Origin of the sequence: Streptomyces nanshensis (assembly GCF_001751255.1) — a bacterium.
GTDB lineage: Bacteria > Actinomycetota > Actinomycetes > Streptomycetales > Streptomycetaceae > Streptomyces > Streptomyces nanshensis_A.
This window is the reverse complement of sequence record NZ_LJGW01000110.1, coordinates 12,791-30,817: the sequence shown is the minus strand read 5'-3', so window position 1 is coordinate 30,817 and position 18,027 is coordinate 12,791. Positions and strand designations below refer to the sequence as shown.

Sequence of the window (18,027 nt, the reverse complement as noted above, 5' to 3'; positions counted from 1 at the left end):
CTCTCTGCTTGCTCTCTGCTTGATGGGTGCGGGGCTTGTGCCGTCACCGGACGCCGTGACGAGATGAGGAGGCGTCGGGGCCGGTGGCTCACGCCGAGGCCGACTCCGGATGCCCGAGTTCGTCGAGGGCGTCGGTGATGGTGTCGCGGTCGTCCGGGCTCTTGGCGATGGCCCCGAGCGTGCTGAGGATGTCGGCCCGCAGAAGCTCGGAGGTCTTCAGGACGGACAGGGCGGAGACCCAGTCGATGGTCTCGGCCATGCCGGGCGGCTTCTCCAGCTCCAACCGCCGTACCCGGCCGACGAATTGCGCGGCCGACGCGATCAGCGGCGTCCGCGCGTGCGGCACCCGCCGCCGGACGATCTCGGCGGCACGCTCCGCGGCCGGGAAGTCGATCCAGTGGTAGAGGCACCGGCGGCGCAGCGCGTCGTGCAGCTCACGGCTGCGGTTGGAGGTGAGCACGACGAACGGCGGCCGTGCGGCCTCGAACGTACGCAGCTCGGGCACGGTGACCGCGGCCTCGCCGAGGAACTCCAGCAGCAGCGCCTCGAACTCCTCGTCCGAGCGGTCGATCTCGTCGATCAGCAGCACCGGCGCCACGGGCCCGGAGTGCCGGACGGCTCGCAGGATGGGCCGCTCCTGGAGGAACTCCTCGCCGAACAGATCGGCCTCCGCCAGCTTCTCCTGCCGCGACTCCGCGAGCCGGATCGCCAGCAGTTGACGCTGGTGGTTCCACTCGTAGAGGGCCGCACCGGCCGTCAGGCCCTCGTAGCACTGGAGCCGGATCAGCGGTGTGTCCAGCGCCGTCGCCATGGCCTTGGCCGCCGCGGTCTTGCCGACGCCCGGCTCGCCCTCCAGCAGCAGGGGACGGCCGAGGGCCATCGCGAGGAACAGCGCCGTGGACGTGCCCTCGTCGACGAGGTAGTCGGCCTCGTCCAGGCGCCGCGCGACGTCCGCGGGATCGGTGAACGGGGGGTCCGTGACGACGCCGCTCACCTCCCCGCCACCGGGTGCGCGCCGGCTCCGGCGGCAGCCGTGTCCGCGTGCGCGTCCGCGTCGCCGCCCGTGCTCCGGGCGTAGCCGTCGCGGCAGCCCGTACCGCAGAAGAAGACGTCGGTGCCGTCGACGGTCAGCCGCGGGGTGTCCGGCATGACCGTCACCGTCATCCCGCAGACGGGGTCCGACTCCTGCCGCGGAGGCTCCGGTTGAGGATCCGCCGGGGACGAGGCGCCGGACGTGCCGGAGGTGCCGTGGGCCGGCGTGCCGTGTGCCTCCCGTTCGTCCGCGCGCAGAGCGGCGACCATCTCCGCGAGGATGGACAGCGCCACCTCGGGCGCCGTACGCGCGCCGATGTCGAACCCGGCGGGCGTGCTGACGCGCCGGGCCTCCTCGGGGGTCAGGCCCATCCCCTCCAGCACCGCCCCGCCCCGGCGGGGACTGGCGACCAGCGCGACGTAGCGCACTCCCGCGTCGAGGGCGGCGCGGATGGTCTCCTCCTCGTCCCGGCCGTGGGTGGCGACGATCACCGCGGAGGCGTTCCGCGGCACCGCGGCCGCGGAGCCCCCGGACCCGTCCGTACCGTCCGCCTCGTCCGTACGGTTCACACCGTCCGTACCGGCGACGCCGGACCCCGGACCGCAGCGGACCGTCGTGTGCCCGAGCACCTCCGCCATCGCCACGAGCGCGTCCGCCACCGGCGTACCGCCGACGACGCCGAGCAGGGGCGGCGGCAGCCGCGGCTCGATGAAGATCTCCAACGCCCCTCCCGACAGACACGGGTTGACCACCACCTCGGCGCCGGGGGAGTCGGGGAAGGAGACGTCGTCCCCCGCGGGCAGCACCCGCAGCAGCACGGCCGCGTCCTCCCGCATCGCACGGAGCGCGGCGGTGCGCACCGTGCCCTCCGCGCACACCCCGCCGACGAAGCCGTCGACCGACCCGTCCTGCAGGACGATCGCCTCGTCCCCGGCGTGCGCCGACGTCGGCACCTGCGCCCGTACGACCCTGGCGTGGGCGAACGGCACCCGGTGCTCGGCGAGTTCACCCGCCCTTGTGGACACCCTGCTCGGCATCGCGTGCTCCCGGATCAGATCGGCGGCATCGGGCGGCCCTGCATGGCCTCCCACACCCGGGACGGGGTGAGCGGCATGTCGGCGTGCCGGACACCGAACGGCTTGAGTGCGTCGACGACCGCGTTCACCACGGCCGGTGGCGAGCCGACGGTCGCCGACTCACCGACGCCCTTGGCCCCGATGGGGTGGTGCGGCGAGGGCGTCACCGTGAACCCCGTCTCCCAGTCGGGCACTTCGAGCGCCGTCGGGATCAGATAGTCCATCAGCGAACCGCCGAGGCAGTTCCCGTCCTCGTCGAAGGCGATCATCTCCATCAGCGCCATGCCGACGCCGTCGGTGAGACCTCCGTGCACCTGGCCCTCGATGATCATCGGGTTGATGCGCGTACCGCAGTCGTCGACCGCGACGAACCGGCGGACGGTGACGCGTGCCGTGCCCGGGTCGATGTCCACGACGCAGATGTAGGCGCCGTGCGGGTACGTGAGGTTCTCCGGGTTGTAGCAGATCTGCGCTTCCAGACCGCCCTCGATGCCCTCCGGGAGATCGCCGGCGCCGTGCGCCTTCATCGCGATGTCCTGGATGGTCACCGACGCCGACGGGTCGCCCTTCACATGGAAGGAGCCCTTCGTCCACTCGATGTCGGTGGCCGGTACTTCCAGCATGCCGGAGGCGATGAGCCGCGCCTTGTCCCGTACCTTCCGCGCCACCAGCGCCGCCGCGGCACCCGAGACGGGCGTCGAGCGGCTGCCGTACGTACCGAGCCCGAACGGCGTCTGGTCGGTGTCGCCGTGCACCACGTCGATGTCGGACGGCGGGATGCCGGTCTCCTCGGAGACGATCTGCGCGAACGTCGTCTCATGGCCCTGCCCCTGCGTCTGCACCGACAGCCGCACCACGGCCTTGCCCGTGGGATGCACGCGCAGTTCGCAGCCGTCGGCCATGCCGAGGCCGAGGATGTCCATGTCCTTGCGCGGCCCGGCGCCCACGGCCTCGGTGAAGAACGAGATGCCGATGCCCATCAGTTCGCCGCGGGCCCGCTTCTCCTCCTGCTCGCGGCGGAGTTCGTCGTAGCCGGCCAGCTCCATCGACAGCCGCATCGTCGGCTCGTAGTCGCCCGAGTCGTACACCCAGCCGGTCTTGGAGGTGTACGGGAACTGCTCGGGCTTGATGAAGTTGCGCAGCCGCAACTCGGCCGGGTCCATGTCCAGTTCGTACGCGAGGCAGTCGACGATCCGCTCGACCAGATACACCGCTTCGGTGATACGGAACGAGCACGCGTACGCCACACCGCCCGGCGCCTTGTTGGTGTAGACGGCCGTCATCTTGCAGTACGCGGCCTCGATGTCGTAGCTGCCGGTGAAGACGCCGAAGAACCCGGCCGGGTACTTCACGGGCGCCGCCGTGCCGTTGAACGCGCCGTGGTCGGCGAGCACGTTGGTGCGGATGCCGAGGATCTTGCCGTCCCGGGTGGCGGCGATCTCGCCGCGCATCACGTAGTCGCGGGCGAAGCCCGTGCTGGTGAGGTTCTCCGAGCGGTCCTCCATCCACTTCACCGGCTTGCCCGTCAGCAGCGAGCCGACGACGGAGCAGACGTAACCGGGGTAGATCGGCACCTTGTTGCCGAACCCGCCGCCGATGTCGGGGGAGATGACCCGGATCTTGTGCTCCGGCAGGCCCGCCACGATCGCGTACAGCGTGCGGTGCGCGTGCGGCGCCTGGGTCGTCGACCACAGCGTCAGCTTGCCGTCGACGGCGTCGAAGTCGGCGACCGAGCCGCAGGTCTCCATCGGCGCGGGGTGCACCCGCGGATAGACGATGTCGTCGCTGACGACGACGTCCGCCTTGGCGAAGACGTCCTCGGTGGCCTCCGCGTCGCCGGTCTCCCAGTCGAAGCAGTGGTTGTCGGTCTTGCCGTCGAGGTCGTCGCGGATCACCGGAGCCGAGGGGTCCAGTGCCGTGCGTACGTCCACGACCGGGTCGAGCATCTCGTACTCGACGTCGATCAACTCCAGGGCGTCGCGCGCCGCGTAGCGGTCCTCGGCGACGACGAAGGCGACCTCCTGGCCCTGGAAGCGCACCTTGTCCGTGGCGAGCACGGCCTGCACGTCGTTGGAGAGGGTCGGCATCCACGCCAGGCCCTTCTCGGCGAGCATCGCGCCCGTGACGACGAGCTTCACCTTCGGGTGCGCCTCGGCGAGGCTGGTGTCGACGCTGACGATGCGGGCGTGCGCCATGGGGGCGCGCAGGATCGCCAGGTGCAGCATGCCGGGCAGTTGGACGTCGTCGACGTAGCGGCCCCTGCCGCGGACGAAGCGCGGATCCTCCTTCCGCAGCATCCGCCCGTGCCCGACGGGCTTCTGGTCGTTGTTCTCGAATGCGGTGACGGGTGATCCCGCGACGGTGGTCATGAAGCGCTCCCCGAGTCTGCCGTCGGTGCGTCGGCGGTCGTGGTGCGGGTGCCGGCCTCCTCGGCCGCGGCCCACTGGATGGAGCGGACGATGGTGGAGTAGCCGGTACACCGGCAGATCTGGCCGGAGATCGCCTCGCGGATCTCCTCCTCGGACGGGCTGGTGTTCCGGTCCAGCAGGGCCCGCGCGGTCATCATCATCCCGGGGGTGCAGAAGCCGCACTGGAGGCCGTGGCACTCCACGAACCCCTTCTGGACGGGGTCGAGTTCGCCGCCCTGCTCCAGCCCCTCGACGGTGCGTACCTCGCGCCCGCCGGCCATCGCGGCCAGCACCGTGCACGACTTCACCGGCTCGCCGTCCAGCCACACCACGCACGTACCGCAGTTGCTGGTGTCACAGCCCCAGTGGGTGCCGGTCAGTGCCAGATGGTCACGCAGGAAGTGGACGAGCAGCAGCCGCCCCTCGATCTCCCGGGTGACCTCTTCGTCGTTGACGACCATCGTGACCTGCATCAGTCTTCCTCTCCGTTGACCCTGGCGACGGAGCGGCGCAGCGCCCGCACGGTCAGCTCCTTCGCGAGGTGCCGCTTGTACTCGGCGCTGCCGCGGTGGTCGGACGCCGGGTCGCACGAGCGCGCCGCGATGTCCCCGGCCCGCGCGTACGCCTCCTCCGAGGGGGTCGCTCCGCGCAGCGTCTGCGAGATCTCCGGCAGGCCCGTGGTGTTGGGGCCGACCGCGGCGAGCCCGACGCGGGCGTCGGAGATGACGCCGCCCTCCAGCCACACCGCGGCGCCCGCGGAGACCACCGCCCAGTCGCCGGCCCGGCGTTCGACCTTCTCGTACGCGCTGGACCCCGACGGGTGCACGGGGAAGCGCACCTCGGTGAGGATCTCCGCGTCGCCGACGGCCGTCTCGTACGGACCGCGGTGGAACTCCTCCATCGTCACGACGCGTTCGCCGTCGCGGCCGCGGATGACGCAGCTCGCGCCGAGCGTCGTGCACACCGCCGACAGGTCCTCCGAGGGGTCGGCCTGGCAGAGCGAGCCGCCGAGCGTGCCGCGGTTGCGGACCACCGGGTCGGCGATGACCTTCTCCGCGTCCTGGAAGATCGGGAAGGCGCGGGCGAGTTCGGCGGACTCCAGCAGCTCCCGGTGCCGGGTCATCGCGCCGATGCGCACCCGGTCCGGTTCGAAGACGATGAAACCCAGCTCGTCCGCCAGGTCGTTGATGTCCACCAGGTATTCGAAGTTGGCGAGCCGCAGCTTCATCATCGGCAGCAGGCTGTGACCGCCCGCGATGAGTCTTGCCGTGTCACCGAGCCGGTCCAGCACGCCGATCGCCTCATCGACGCTGCCGGCCCGCTCGTACTCGAACGGTGCGGGCACCTGCATAGCGCGACCCCTTCCTTCAGCCACCGCAGCCGGGTTCGTCCGCCCGGTGCGTGGGGGTCATTCCGCCGCCGCCGTGACGGGATGTCAACGACGAGTTAAGGAGATGCTTAAGTCCCTCGGGACTTGTCTTCCCGGCGCCCCGCACCGGCTGAGGTGAGACATGGCCGCCGAAGGTGTGCTGAGGCGGTGGGCACGCCGTCCGTACGCGGTCGTCACTGGTGAACGGCGACTTAAGCGATCGCTGAGGACGCCGTTGACACCCGGGCCCCCGCATCCACATCGTTCGGTGCACGCCGCCTCGTCTCCCCGACGGCCGGGACGCCGGAGGGGCCGCCGCAGAGGACGGGCGGCACGCGCGGCCGGTGCGGCGGCCACCGACGGGAAGGAGCCGGAGTGCGGGACATCGCTGAGGGTCTCAAGTCGTGGAGGGCCGCGGGTGTCTCCTTCGCCCTGGCCACGGTCACCCGGACCTGGAAGTCCGCACCGCGCCAGCCGGGAGCGAGCATGGCCGTCTCCGCCGACGGCACGGTGCTGGGCAGCATCTCCGGCGGGTGCGTGGAGAGCGCCGTCTACGAACTCGCCCTCGACGTGCTCGCGGAGGGCACCCCCGTGCTCCGTACCTACGGAGTCAGCGACGACGAGGCGCTGGAGGCGGGGCTCACCTGCGGCGGCGTCATCGAGGTCCTGGTGCGTCCGGCGGGCGCCGAGCCGTATCCCGAACTCGACGGTGTCCTCGACGACGTCCTCGCGGGCAGCCCCGTCGCGGTCGCCACCGTGATCGACGGCCCGGAGCCGCAGGTGGTCACGGGCAGCCGCCTCGTCGTCACCGCGGACACCGTGCGGGGCACCCTCGGCGAGGACGACGTGGACGGCAGCGTCACCGGGCAGACGCGCGGACTGCTCGCCCAGGGCACCACCACGGTCGTGCACACCGCGTGCCGCAGCGGCCGGCGGATGGGCGAAGTCACCGTGTTCGTCGAGTCGTTCGCGCCGCCGCCGCGGATGCTCGTCTTCGGCGCGATCGACCACGCCGGCGCCGTCGCCCGGCTCGGGAAGTTCCTCGGCTACCACGTCACGGTCTGCGACGCACGGCCCGTCTTCGCCACCAGCGAGCGCTTCCCCGACGCCGACGAACTGGTCGTACGGTGGCCGCACCAGCTCCTCGACCAGGTCACCGTCGACGAGAGCACCGTCATCTGCGTGCTCACCCACGACCCGAAGTTCGACGTCCCGCTGCTCCAGCGCGCCCTGCGCACCCCGGCCTGCTACATCGGCGCGATGGGCAGCCGTACGACGCATGAGGACCGGCTGCGGCGGCTGCGCGAGGCGGGCGTCGAGGAGGCCGCGCTGCGCCGTCTCTCCTCGCCGATCGGGCTCGACCTCGGCGGCCGTACGGCGGAGGAGACGGCGGTGGCGATCATGGCCGAGGTCATCGCCCTCAAGTGGAACGGCACGGGCCGCCGGCTCGCGGGCACGGATCTGTCGATCCACCACTGAGCGGTCGCCGGCCGCAGCGGCGTCAACTCCTCCGTACGCCGGTGCCGTTGGGGGAACCGGCCCCGGACGGGGCACGGTCCGGGCCGGAGACGGAAGCGGACGCGGATACAGAGGAAGCGGACGCGGATACGGAGGAAGCGGAAGCGGAACCGTTCGGCGGGTGCCGTTCTCCGCGGGCGGGAACGGACAGCGCCACCCGCGTCCCCGCGGACGTGGACGCGATGTCGAGGGAGGCTCCGACGAACAGCGCGCGCTCCCGCATCCCGCGGATCCCCGCGCCCTCGTGCGCCACACCGATGCCCCGCCCGTCGTCCTCCACGGTCAGCGTCACGGTGCCGCCGGTGCGCCGCAGACTCACCTCGGCGGTGCGCGCTTCGGCGTGCCGGGCGACGTTGGTGAGAGCCTCCTGCGCCACGCGGTAGAGCACCAACTCCGCATGCGGGTCCGGCGGCAGCGGGCCGGCGTCGAAGTGCCGCCGCACCTCCAGTCCGGCGTGGGTCGCGAAGTCGGTGGCCAGCGAGGTCAGCGCGCTGACCAGACCCAGGTCCTCCAGCACGCCCGGGCGCAACCTGCGGGCGAGACGGCGCACTTCGTCGAGGCTCGCCCGGGTGATCTCCTGTGCCTGGTGCAGATCGTCCCGCAGACCGGCGGGCGCACGGTCGGCCGTACGCTTCAGCTCCAGCAGCACCGCGGTCATGCTCTGGCCCACTTCGTCGTGCAACTCCTGGGCGATGCGGCGCCGTTCGGACTCCTGCGCGGACAGGGCCCGCGCGTTGCTGGTGGCGCGCTCCCGCTCCAGCCGGTCGAGCATGCCGTTGAACGTACGGATCAGTTCGGCGAGCGCGCCGTGCCCGTAGCCCGGCAGCCGCTGCCCGGGACGCAGCAGATCGACCGTCGTCATCAGCCCGGTGAGCCGCTCCAGCGGAGCCATGCCGATGCGCAGCAGCGCGGCGTTGGCGACCAGCAGGACGGCCAGACCGCCGAGCAGTACCACCGCCTCCGTGAGCAGGACCGGTACGGAGACGGTCACCGGAGCCCACAGCAGCAGCGCCGTCGCGGCGCTGAGGACCACCGCGTTCAGACCGAAGATCCGCCAGAACAAGGACACCTGTACGGAGCCCCCTCGCCTCGTACGCCGACTCGTTGTCGCCACCCACTATGCGCACGGGCCGCCGAAAGGGCCACGGGCGAGCCGGCGTGCGCACCGGCCGCCACGGAGGTGCCGCCTACATGTCCCCACCCACCGGAAATGGGTGCCGGACCCCATGGTCCGCGCTGCGGAAAGACGCCAGTCTGGAAGGTCACCGTCCCAACTTCACATCCTCTTCCGCCGGCGCCTCGGGGGCGCCGGCGGAAGCGCTGCGTCCGGCACCGGGAACCGACGGAAGGTTCCCGGTGCTCTCTCGCTGCCGCTCCCGAAAGGAGTGCGTCCCCATGGCGCTCGGCACCTACCGTCCCGGCTCCGGCTCGGCACCTCTCTCCGCGCACGAGGCGCGTCAGTGCCTCGAACACGAGCACAACTCCCGGCTGGCGCAGCTCACGGCGCTCCAGGAGACCGGGGCGGACCCCGCGGACCAGCTCGTCGCCGCGCAGCGGGAAGCCGTCCAGCGGGTGCTCCGGGAGATCGAGGCCGCCTTCGGCCGCGTACGGGACGGCAGTTACGGGACCTGCCAGGAGTGTGCGAAGCCGATCCCCGCGGAGCGTCTGGAGATCCTTCCGTACGCGCGCCACTGCGTGGGCTGCCAGAGCCGCAAGGCGTGAGAGCCGTTCCCGGCACGTGTTCCCACGCGCCGTCCGACTCGTCGTCGTCCGGCGCACGTTCCCGTGCATGTTCCCGCGCACGGTCCCGCGCAGGTTCCAGGGCGTGATCCCCGTGAGCCGTCCCGGCAGGGGCCGCTCGCCCGCCGCCCCGTCCCGTGGAGGAGTGGAGTCATGAACGAGCAGGCCCCCGGCGGTGTCCCGGGGGAGGAGCGGGGCACCGGCCGTGCGCGGTTCCGCCGGTACACGGCGGCCTCGCCCGCCGGCGGCCGTTGGTCGTCAACCGGGCCCGCAGGCACCGGAGTCGGCGCCGAACCGGGCACCGCACCGGCCGGTGACGGCGCACCCTCGCGTGCCGCGTCCCTGTGCCACAAGGCGTGGCCGGCCTCCCGGCAGTGCCCCGACATCGCCCTCGACCTCGGCAGCGCCCGCACCCGGGCCTGGACGCTCGGCAAGCGCGTCATCCTCGATGTGCGCACGGTCGCCTTCCCGCGCACCGGCCAGTCCTACCCCGTACGCCGCGGCACCATCGTCGACCCGGAGGCCACGGCGCAGATGCTCGGCCGGCTGCTCGGCAACCGCACCTCCCGCTTCAGCCATCCGGTGATCGCCGTGACGGCGCCCACGCTCGGGGGCAGCGCGTTCCGCGAGGCCGCACACGCCGCGGTCCGGCCGTTGCAGCCCCGCGCCGTGTTCACCGTGCCGAGCGCCGAGGCCATCGCGCTGGGCGCGGGAGCCGACACCGCCCGCCCGTTGCTGATCGTGGACGTCGGCGCGCAGTTGACCGAGGTCTTCCTCCTCATCGAGGGGACGGTGACCGAGGCCCACTGCATGGCGGTCGGCACCGACGACCTCGGCCCCACCGAGTGCGCCCACGTCGTCGACTACGTGGCCGACGTGGTGACGGAGATGCTCCGGCAGGACCGCACCGCGAACGTGCTCGACGCACTGCGCCGCGGTGTGCTCACCGCCGGCGGCGGCGCCCTGCGTCCGGAGCTCACCTGGCGGCTGACGGAACGGCTGCACGCTCCCGTCCGGCCGGCGCCCGCGCCGCACACCGTCGCCGTACGCGGCGCGGGCCGACTCGTACAGGACCTCCAGGGCCGCACGCCCGGCGAGAACGCGTACGGGGCGTCCGCACCGCCGCGGCCCTGATCCGCGCCGGATCCGCCGAGGACCGTCCCCGCCCAACGACGCCTGTGCACCGGTGCGTTCGGCATGCGGCCGCACCGGCTTCCCCCGTGCCGACCGAGGAAGGAACCCCACCATGGCCGAAGAGATCCCGCGCGCCCAGCCGCCCCCGGACGTGCCCGCCCGGCGGCTCCGGCGGTGGCGGCGGCCGGAGAACCCGCTGCGCCGTCCCACCGATCTCGTCCGCACCTGGACCGGTCTGATCCTCGCCGTCGTCGTGGTGGCCACGACTCCCGTGACGGTGCTGGCCGTCGGTCAGGCCACGAGCCGCGCGTACCAGTCGACGGCCCATCAGCAGAGCCTCACCAGGCACCGCACGACGGCGGTACTGGTCCACGACGCGCCCCACCATCTGGAACCCGGCTCGGACGAGGCCGACCACGCCCGTTATCCGGCCGAGGTCCGCTTCACCGACGCCGGCGGAACGACACGTACCGCGGTGGCCGACGTACCGCCCGGGCTGCCCGCCGGCGCCACCGCCACGGTGTGGACCGACGACGGCGGCGCCGTCACCGAACCGCCCATGACGGTGGGGGAGATCCGCCGTCGCACCGTCGGCTGGACCGTCGTGGCGGGCCTCGCCGTGCCCGCCGCCGGGATGGTCGTCTACGCCGTGACGGTGTTCGCCCTGGACCGGCGCTCGCTGGCCAAGTGGGAGGAAGAGTGGGCCGACACGGCCCCGTACTGGACCACCCCCACCTGACCGCGGCGGACCCCGCGCACCGCTCCCGTACCGCCCCGCCCGTACTCCCGCGACTCCCGCACAGCTCCGCCCGCGACGCCGCCCGCGTCACCGGCACCGGGAGGCCGCACCGTTACGCTCGGCCGCACACCGGCCGGCTCACATCGGCTCACATCGGGGCACCTCCGCGACCGCTCCCGGCTGCGGACCGTGCCCACGCGCTGACGAGCCGCGGTCGACGCCGCCGTGCTCGTCGGCCTCCGGTGCGTCGGATCGGGTTCGGAGTTGGGGAAGCGCACATGGTGAGGCTGGACCGCATGGTCAACGTGCTGGGCGGATACGGCGTCCGGCTGTCCGTCTGCCCCCCTGCCCGTACGACGGAACTGCGCAGCGTCGTGCTGCCCGAGACGGTCGGCGGACGCCCGGCGTCGGGCGACGTGCTGCTGGCCGTGGGCGCGCGCACGGCCGAGGAGGCGGTGGGATGGGCCGAGGCGGCGCGGGCCACGGCCGTACTGGTACGCGCCGACGCCGACGGCCGGGAGTCCGCCGCCGGCGCGGGCGTCGCCGTACTGGCCGTCGACGCGTCGGTCTCCTGGAGCGAACTGGCGGGCGTCGTCTACGGGTTGGTGCTGGAGGGACGGGAGACCGAGTCGGGGCGCGGCCCGACGGATCTCTTCGCGCTGGCGGACAGCCTCGCGGACGCGATCGGCGGCGCCGTGACCATCGAGGACCGCCTCGCCCGCGTGCTGGCCTATTCGAGCCTCCAGCAGCACGCCGATCCGGCGCGGGTGGAGACCATCCTCGGACGGCAGGCACCGGAGCGACTGCGCGCGCTCTTCGACGCCCGCGGGGTCTCGGAGCATCTCGCGGCCTCGGACGAGCCGCTGTTCGTGGCACCGGACACCGGGCTGGGCCTGACCGGGCGGATGGTCGTCGCGGTGCGCGCGGGGCGGGAGTTGCTGGGCTCGGTGTGGGTCACCTCGTCCCGGCCACTGGAGGGAGCGCACCGCAGGGCACTGGTCGACGGGGCGCGCACCGTGGCGCTGCACCTGCTCCGGTCCCGGGCGAGCGCGGACCTGGAACGGCAGGTGGAGTCGGATCTGGTGCTGCGGCTGATGGAGGGGACCGCGGACGCCGCGACCGTGATGAGCCGGCTCGGTCTTCCGCCGGGTCCGGTCCGGGTGATCGCGGTCCGCGCGGACGTCCCGGCGGAACGGCACGCGTCGCTGCTGCTCGCCTTCGAACGGGCCACGACCGGCTTCGGCTGGTCCCGGCCGGGGCGCAGCGCGCTGGAAGGCACCACCCTGTACACCGTGCTGCCCGGCGAGACCGCGACCGCGGCCGTGCGCTGGGTCGCCGCCCTGCGGGGTGCGCTGCCCGGTCAGGTGACGGTGTCGGCCGGCGTCAGCGCCGCGGCCACTGCCGAACTCCCGGCCGCACGGCAGGAAGCCGACGAATGTCTCGCGCTGCACGAGCGCCGCCCGCCCGGCACCGACGCCGTCGTCTACGACGAGTCCTGGCACGACATCCTGCTCCAGCGGCTGCGGGCCGCCGCCCGTACGGGACGCGACCCGGCACGGGGACCGATCGCGGAGCTGCGCCGCCACGACCGCGAGCACGCGACCCGCTTCGTGGCGACGCTTCAGGCGTGGCTGGCGGCTCAGGGCGACCTCGCGGCGGCGAGCCGGCACCTCGGCGTCCACCAGAACACCGTCCGCAACCGGCTCCGCAAGATGGCCACGGTCACCCCGCTCGATCTGGGGGACGAACGCAAGCGGCTGGCGATGATGATCGAACTCGCCGCGGACGACGAGCCGTTCGCACGGTAGCGACCCGTCCGGACGCGCCGTCCCCACTGCGCCCCCGGCCCGCACCTGTACGCGCAGTGGGGACGGCACAACCGGAGGCCCCGCGATTATCGCGCTCGGACAACGGGCCGGTGCCCTCTCCGGGCGATGCTGATCTCGGTAGATCGTGTTCGAGCGTGGAGGTTCTGTATGGGCGGCGTCCCACCGAGCGGTGGCGCCCCGCAGTCGGCGATCGTGGTCGGCGCGGGCATCGTGGGGCTGTCGACGGCGTGGTTCCTGCAGGAACGTGGCGTCGAGGTCACGGTGGTGGACCGCTCCGGCGTCGCCACCGGAGCCTCCTGGGGCAACGCCGGATGGATCGCGCCCGGCCTCGCCATCCCGCTCAACGAACCGTCCGTACTGCGCTACGGACTGCGTTCGCTGCTGAACCGTACGGCTCCGCTGCACATCCCCTTCACCGCCGACCCGGGCCTGTGGCGCTTCCTGGCCGCGTTCGCCGCCAACTGCCGCTGGTCGTCGTGGACTCGGGCGGTGCGCGCCAACCTCCCGCTGAACGACGAGTGCGTCGCGGCCTTCGACACGCTCGCCGCCGAGGGCGTGAGCGCACCGACGATCGAGGCGCCGATCACCGCGGCGTTCGGCAGCCGCGACGAAGCGCGGCATCTGCTGCAGGAGCTGCGGCGGCTCGCCGACGCCGGGCAGAAGGTCGACCACGCCGAACTGAGCGGAGACGAACTGCGGGAGTACGTCCCGCTGGCCTCGCCCGCGCTCACCACCGGAGTGCGCATCGACGGACAGCGCTACATCGACCCCGGCGCGTACGTCCACGCACTGGCCCGCTCGGTCGTGGCCCGCGGCGCCACCATCCGCACCTTCGAGGTCGTCGACGCCCGCGCCGACGGCTCCCGCGTGAGCGTCCACCGCGCCAACGGCCAGACCGTCACGGCCGACGCCGTGGTCCTCGCCACCGGCGCGTGGCTGTCGCGGCTGGCCGCCCGGCACAAGGTCCGCGTGCCGGTACGGGCGGGCCGCGGCTACTCCTTCACCGTCCCGCTGGACCGGCCGGCCCCGGGCCCGGTCTATCTGCCCGGAGTCCGCGTGGCCTGCACTCCGTACCAGGGCGGTCTGCGCGTCGCGGGCACGATGGAGTTCCGTGCCGCCGACGCACCCGCCGCGCCCGCACGGACCGACGCCATCGTGGAATCGGTACGTCCGGTGCTCGACGGGCTGCGGTGGGAGGAGCGCAAGGACGTCTGGGTCGGGCCGCGACCGGTGACGCCGGACGGACGTCCGGTGATCGGCGCGACCCGTACCCCCGGTGTCTACGTCGCCGGCGGGCACGGAATGTGGGGACTCACGCACGGCCCCCTGACCGGGCGGCTCCTCGCCGAGCAGATCACCACCGGCGAACCGGCGGCGTCGCTGCGGGAGTTCGACCCGCTGCGCTGACCCGGGCCTCGCCGGCGGGAGCCACCGGCACCGTTCGCCGCGTCGGCCGCCCTGCCGACGGCCGCCTTCCGTGGACGTGGCGAACCGCCCGCCGGCGAGCGCTCGTCGTACGCCGGCCCCCTCTCCGTGAGAGGCACGCGACGCTGCCCCGCGGCGTGCCGAGCCGACGGCGTCACGACGCCGCCGGCCACCGAACCGTCCAGGAGGACACCGATGACCGACGCCCGACGTACGTGGCTGACGCCGCACGCCTACGAGCGGCTGCGTACCGAACTCGCCACGCTGACCGCGCTGGACACCCCGGCCTCCGACGCGGCCGACGAAGCCGACGAGCACCGGGCGGTCGCCCAGCGCGAACGTGAGGCACGCATCCGGCACCTCCAGGACGTACTGAGCAACGCCGTCGTCGGCCAGGCGCCGCCCGACGACGGCGTGGCCGAACCCGGGATGGTGCTCACCATCCGGTACGAGGACACCGGCGACGTCGAGACGTTCCTGCTCGGCGCGCGCGGAGTCGAGGACGGCGACGTCGAGGTCTACTCTCCCGGCTCGCCCCTGGGACGGGCGCTGACCGGAGCGCGCCCGGGAGAGCAGCGCAGCTTCCCGGTGCCCAGCGGCAGGGAGCTTCCGGTCACACTGCTGGAGGCCGTCCCGTACGGACAGCACCGCTCCGGCACCGTCTCCTGACGTCCCGTACGGCGTCCCGTAAGACACCTCGCGCCATTCGGCGCGGCACTCCGTACGGTCCCGCGCACCGTGCTCCCGGAGAGGGGTTCCTTCCGTGCACATCGGTACGTTCTCCGTCGTCGCCCACGACGCCGCCTCCGGTGAGTGCGGCGTCGCGACCAGCACGGGCATGCCGGCCATCGGCGGGCTGAGCGTCTTCGCGCACGCGGAGTCCGGAGCGATCGCCACCCAGGCGCTGATCAACCCGCTACTGGGCGTGGACGGGCTGGAGTTGCTGCGCTCCCGCCCCGCGGACGAGGCGCTGGCCGGAGTCCTCGGAACCGATCCCGCCCCGGCCGTCCGTCAGGTGGCGATGGTCGACAAGAACGGACGCGCCGCCGCCCACACCGGCTCCGAGACCCATCCGTGGAGCGGCCACCGGCTCGGTGACGGCTACGCCGTCGCCGGGAACACCCTCGCCGGCGGCCAGGTCCTCGACGCGATGGCACAGCGGTACGAGGAAGACGCCGGGCGGCCGCTCGCCGAGCGTCTGCTGCGGGCGCTGGAGGCCGGACAGGAAGCGGGCGGCGACCGGCGGGGCGAACAGAGCGCGGCGCTGTACGTGCACCGTGGACACCCGTACCCGTACGTGGACTTGAGGGTGGACCACCACCCGGAACCGGTGGCCGAACTGCGCCGGATCCACGACGCCGTCACGGCCGAACTGCTGCCGTTCGTCGAGGCGCTCCCGACCCGTGACCGGCCCGCGGGGAGTTTCGAGGACCTCCTCGGCACCGGCGACCTCTGACCTCTGACACCGCCCCTCCGCGCCCGGCGCCCGGTCACCGCCCCCGCAGCTCCTCCGCCCTGGCCCGTATCGCCTGCCGGACGATGCGGGCGGAACGCGAGGGCTGGCCGTCCTGCCGCTGCGTCAGACACAGATGGACGGGGTCCGCGTCGCGCAGCGGAAGCCAGACCAGATCGGGGATGTCGGCCGAGGTCTCGACCCCGGCGAGCAGGCCGAGCCCGGCGCCCTGCGCCGCCATCACCTTGACGGTGCGCGCCGACATGGCCTGGATGACGACGTCGGGCTCGGCCACGTGCCGGTGCAGCATCTCCCACATCACGGTGCCCCGCCGCATGGTGACGAGCGGCCAGGTCTCCAGGTCGTGCCAGTGCAGATGCCCGCGCCCTGCGAGGGGATGGTCGGTGCGCGCGTGGATCCCCAGGGGAGCCGACACCAGAGGCAGCCGGTGCAGCCCCGCCGCGGCCGGGCGCATCGGCGTGGTGATCACCCCGAAGTCCAGCCCGCCGTCGAGCACCGCCGACTCGATGTCGCCCGACGCCCCCTCGCGGACGGTGAACCGCAGCCCCGGATGGTGCTCGCGGAGGTGCCCGACGACGGGGGCGATGATCGTCTCCGCGGTCACCGAGACCCCGCCGATCTGGACCCGGCCCCGGTACGCGGCGCTCGACTCCATGGCCGCGTCCCGCACCGCCTCCTCGGCGGCGACGAGCCTGCCCAGCGGTTCGAGCAGGGCCTGACCCGCCGGTGTGGGACGTACGCCGTGCCGGCTGCGGGTGAGCAGCACGACGTCGAGTTCCTCTTCGAGCAGGGCGATCTGCTGGCCGACGGTGGGCTGGCTGACGCCGCACCGGACGGCCGCCGAGCGCAGCGACCCCGTCTCGACGGCGGCGAGGAAATACCGCGCTCTCTCCACGCGCACCGGCACACCATAAAGGCAGAACCTTTCACCGGTGAACCGGAACTGCGTCTTCCCACTGCCCTGACGGCAGGGCATCGTGCGGAGCGCCCTGGTGACGGCGGCTGGTCCGCCCCTGATCACAGGGACGGCCCGGCTCCGGCCGCGAGCCCGGTCCGGGTCTTCACCCTGAAAGGAATACGTAGTGTCCGGTGGTCCTCTGAGCGGAGTCCGCGTCCTGGACGTGTCGACGATCCTGGCCGGCCCGCTGGCGTCCTCGCTGCTCGGTGAGTTCGGCGCCGAGGTGATCAAGATCGAGCTTCCCGGCGAGGGCGATCCGGCGCGGCGCTACCCGCCGCTGGAGGACGGCGTCTCGGCGGCCTGGTCGATGCTCGGCCGCACCAAGCGGAGCGTCACGGTGGATCTGCATCGTCCCGAAGCGGCGGAACTGGTCGGCCGGTTGGCCGCCGCGGCGGACATCGTGGTCACCAACTTCCGTCCGGCGACGCTGCGCCGCTTCCGCATCGACTTCGAGGACCTCCGCGCGTACAAGCCCGACCTGGTGATGGTCCACGTGAGCGCCTTCGGACGTACGGGCCCCTACGCCGACCGTCCCGGCTTCGCCCGCGTCGCCGAGGCGTTCGCCGGGCTGACCTACCGCACGGGCGAACCGGACCAGGCGCCGGTCTTCGCCGGCTACCCCGTGGCCGACGGGGTCACCGGCATCTACGCCGCCTTCGCCGCCCTGCTCGCGCTGCGGCAGCGGGACCGTACGGGAGAGGCGCAGCTCGCCGACATCCCGCTCTACGAACCGCTGTTGCGGATGATGGAGGACTTCGTCGTCGAGTACGGCGCGACGGGCGAGAACCGCGAGCGCCAGGGCAACGAGAACCCCCACATCAGCCCCAACAGCCTCTACCGCACCCGGGACGGCCGCTGGCTGGCGCTGCCCGCCTCGACCGAGCAGATGTGGCGGCGGCTGATCGCCGTGATGGGCGCCGACGACCTCGCGGTCTTCGACTCCATGACGGCACGGCTCGCGCACCGCGAGGAGATCGAGGCACGGGTCGCCGCCTTCGTCGCGGACCACGACCTGGAACCGCTGATGTCCCGGCTCGTGGCGGCCGGTGTGGCCGCGGGACCGGTGAACTCCGCGGCGGACATCTGCGCCGACCCGCACATCCGCGCCCGCGGGTCGGTGGTGGAGACACCGGACGAGGACGGGGGACGCCCCCGCCTCATGCAGGCCCCGGCCGGCCGCTTCTCGGGCTTCGACGGCACGGTCGGCGGTGACGCGCCGGCCCTCGGCCAGCACACCGCCGAAGTGCTGCGGGAGCTCGCCGGGCTGACGGGACCTGAGATCGATGATCTGCGCCACCGAGGAGTGGTCTGAGGAGAGAGCTGG

16 protein-coding genes are annotated in these 18,027 nt (G+C 73.0%); 9 read left to right on the top strand and 7 right to left on the bottom strand.

The annotated features are described in order from the left end of the window. Positions 1-88: 88 nt before the first annotated feature. Genes AN218_RS05950 through AN218_RS05930 form a run of 5 tightly spaced genes read right to left on the bottom strand, consistent with a single transcriptional unit; the run spans position 89 to position 5,868 of the window. A complete protein-coding gene (locus AN218_RS05950; protein ID WP_070015563.1) occupies positions 89-994 on the bottom strand; it encodes an AAA family ATPase in 906 nt (301 codons plus the stop codon). Then, complete coding sequence (locus tag AN218_RS05945; protein WP_070015562.1) at positions 991-2,070, bottom strand: XdhC family protein; 1,080 nt, start codon at positions 2,068-2,070, stop codon at positions 991-993. Before AN218_RS05945 ends, AN218_RS05950 begins: the two co-directional genes overlap by 4 nt. Positions 2,071-2,084: 14 nt before the next feature. Beyond that, the gene (locus tag AN218_RS05940) at positions 2,085-4,478 is read right to left on the bottom strand and encodes an aerobic carbon-monoxide dehydrogenase large subunit (RefSeq protein ID WP_070015561.1); all 2,394 of its coding nucleotides are present in this window, start codon (positions 4,476-4,478) and stop codon (positions 2,085-2,087) included. Continuing rightward, positions 4,475-4,990 carry a (2Fe-2S)-binding protein gene (locus tag AN218_RS05935; protein WP_070015560.1) on the bottom strand — a complete coding sequence of 172 codons (516 nt, stop codon included), beginning with the start codon at positions 4,988-4,990 and terminating at the stop codon, positions 4,475-4,477. The genes AN218_RS05940 and AN218_RS05935 overlap by 4 nt, the downstream gene beginning before the upstream one ends. Then, complete coding sequence (locus AN218_RS05930; protein WP_070015559.1) at positions 4,990-5,868, bottom strand: FAD binding domain-containing protein; 879 nt, start codon at positions 5,866-5,868, stop codon at positions 4,990-4,992. Before AN218_RS05930 ends, AN218_RS05935 begins: the two co-directional genes overlap by 1 nt. Positions 5,869-6,261: 393 nt before the next feature. Between AN218_RS05930 and AN218_RS05925 the strand changes: the two genes are divergently transcribed. Beyond that, entirely contained in the window at positions 6,262-7,365 is a 1,104-nt protein-coding gene (locus tag AN218_RS05925) for an XdhC family protein (protein ID WP_070015558.1), read from the top strand. A 22-nt stretch (positions 7,366-7,387) separates the two neighbouring features. Here AN218_RS05925 and AN218_RS05920 read toward each other — a convergent pair whose 3' ends face one another. Then, entirely contained in the window at positions 7,388-8,473 is a 1,086-nt protein-coding gene (locus AN218_RS05920) for a HAMP domain-containing sensor histidine kinase (RefSeq protein ID WP_079131857.1), read from the bottom strand. A 326-nt stretch (positions 8,474-8,799) separates the two neighbouring features. Here AN218_RS05920 and AN218_RS05915 point away from each other — a divergent pair, with 326 nt between their 5' ends. From AN218_RS05915 to AN218_RS05885, 7 genes are all read left to right on the top strand, one after another. Beyond that, on the top strand, positions 8,800-9,126 hold the full coding sequence (locus tag AN218_RS05915) for a TraR/DksA family transcriptional regulator (protein WP_070015557.1): 327 nt from the start codon (positions 8,800-8,802) through the stop codon (positions 9,124-9,126). 171 nt (positions 9,127-9,297) lie between these two features. Then, positions 9,298-10,278, top strand: a complete 981-nt coding sequence (locus AN218_RS05910; RefSeq protein WP_070015556.1) for a rod shape-determining protein — start codon at positions 9,298-9,300, stop codon at positions 10,276-10,278. A 112-nt stretch (positions 10,279-10,390) separates the two neighbouring features. After that, complete coding sequence (locus AN218_RS05905) at positions 10,391-11,017, top strand: Rv1733c family protein (protein ID WP_070015555.1); 627 nt, start codon at positions 10,391-10,393, stop codon at positions 11,015-11,017. 278 nt (positions 11,018-11,295) lie between these two features. Further along, the gene (locus AN218_RS05900) at positions 11,296-12,825 is read left to right on the top strand and encodes a PucR family transcriptional regulator (protein ID WP_070015554.1); all 1,530 of its coding nucleotides are present in this window, start codon (positions 11,296-11,298) and stop codon (positions 12,823-12,825) included. Positions 12,826-12,993: 168 nt separating this feature from the next. Beyond that, on the top strand, positions 12,994-14,253 hold the full coding sequence (locus tag AN218_RS05895; RefSeq protein WP_070015553.1) for an NAD(P)/FAD-dependent oxidoreductase: 1,260 nt from the start codon (positions 12,994-12,996) through the stop codon (positions 14,251-14,253). Between the two features lie 213 nt (positions 14,254-14,466). Beyond that, positions 14,467-14,940: a GreA/GreB family elongation factor gene (locus AN218_RS05890; protein ID WP_070015552.1), complete on the top strand. Its 474-nt coding sequence runs from the start codon at positions 14,467-14,469 to the stop codon at positions 14,938-14,940. Positions 14,941-15,034: 94 nt separating this feature from the next. Then, complete coding sequence (locus tag AN218_RS05885; protein WP_070015551.1) at positions 15,035-15,727, top strand: DUF1028 domain-containing protein; 693 nt, start codon at positions 15,035-15,037, stop codon at positions 15,725-15,727. 34 nt (positions 15,728-15,761) lie between these two features. Here AN218_RS05885 and AN218_RS05880 read toward each other — a convergent pair whose 3' ends face one another. Then, positions 15,762-16,646: a LysR family transcriptional regulator gene (locus AN218_RS05880; RefSeq protein ID WP_171908613.1), complete on the bottom strand. Its 885-nt coding sequence runs from the start codon at positions 16,644-16,646 to the stop codon at positions 15,762-15,764. A 181-nt stretch (positions 16,647-16,827) separates the two neighbouring features. Between AN218_RS05880 and AN218_RS05875 the strand changes: the two genes are divergently transcribed. Continuing rightward, on the top strand, positions 16,828-18,015 hold the full coding sequence (locus tag AN218_RS05875) for a CaiB/BaiF CoA transferase family protein (RefSeq protein WP_070015549.1): 1,188 nt from the start codon (positions 16,828-16,830) through the stop codon (positions 18,013-18,015). The last annotated feature ends 12 nt before the right edge of the window (positions 18,016-18,027 follow it).

Bases quoted from the DNA above. Each gene is read 5' to 3' on its own strand.
- AN218_RS05940 (WP_070015561.1), bottom strand. From the start codon at position 4,478: ATGACCACCGTCGCGGGATCACCCGTCACCGCATTCGAGAACAACGAC.
- AN218_RS05930 (WP_070015559.1), bottom strand. From the start codon at position 5,868: ATGCAGGTGCCCGCACCGTTCGAGTACGAGCGGGCCGGCAGCGTCGAT.
- AN218_RS05935 (WP_070015560.1), bottom strand. From the start codon at position 4,990: ATGCAGGTCACGATGGTCGTCAACGACGAAGAGGTCACCCGGGAGATC.
- AN218_RS05910 (WP_070015556.1), top strand. From the start codon at position 9,298: ATGAACGAGCAGGCCCCCGGCGGTGTCCCGGGGGAGGAGCGGGGCACC.
- AN218_RS05900 (WP_070015554.1), top strand. From the start codon at position 11,296: ATGGTGAGGCTGGACCGCATGGTCAACGTGCTGGGCGGATACGGCGTC.
- AN218_RS05890 (WP_070015552.1), top strand. From the start codon at position 14,467: ATGACCGACGCCCGACGTACGTGGCTGACGCCGCACGCCTACGAGCGG.
- AN218_RS05905 (WP_070015555.1), top strand. From the start codon at position 10,391: ATGGCCGAAGAGATCCCGCGCGCCCAGCCGCCCCCGGACGTGCCCGCC.
- AN218_RS05915 (WP_070015557.1), top strand. From the start codon at position 8,800: ATGGCGCTCGGCACCTACCGTCCCGGCTCCGGCTCGGCACCTCTCTCC.
- AN218_RS05945 (WP_070015562.1), bottom strand. From the start codon at position 2,070: ATGCCGAGCAGGGTGTCCACAAGGGCGGGTGAACTCGCCGAGCACCGG.
- AN218_RS05895 (WP_070015553.1), top strand. From the start codon at position 12,994: ATGGGCGGCGTCCCACCGAGCGGTGGCGCCCCGCAGTCGGCGATCGTG.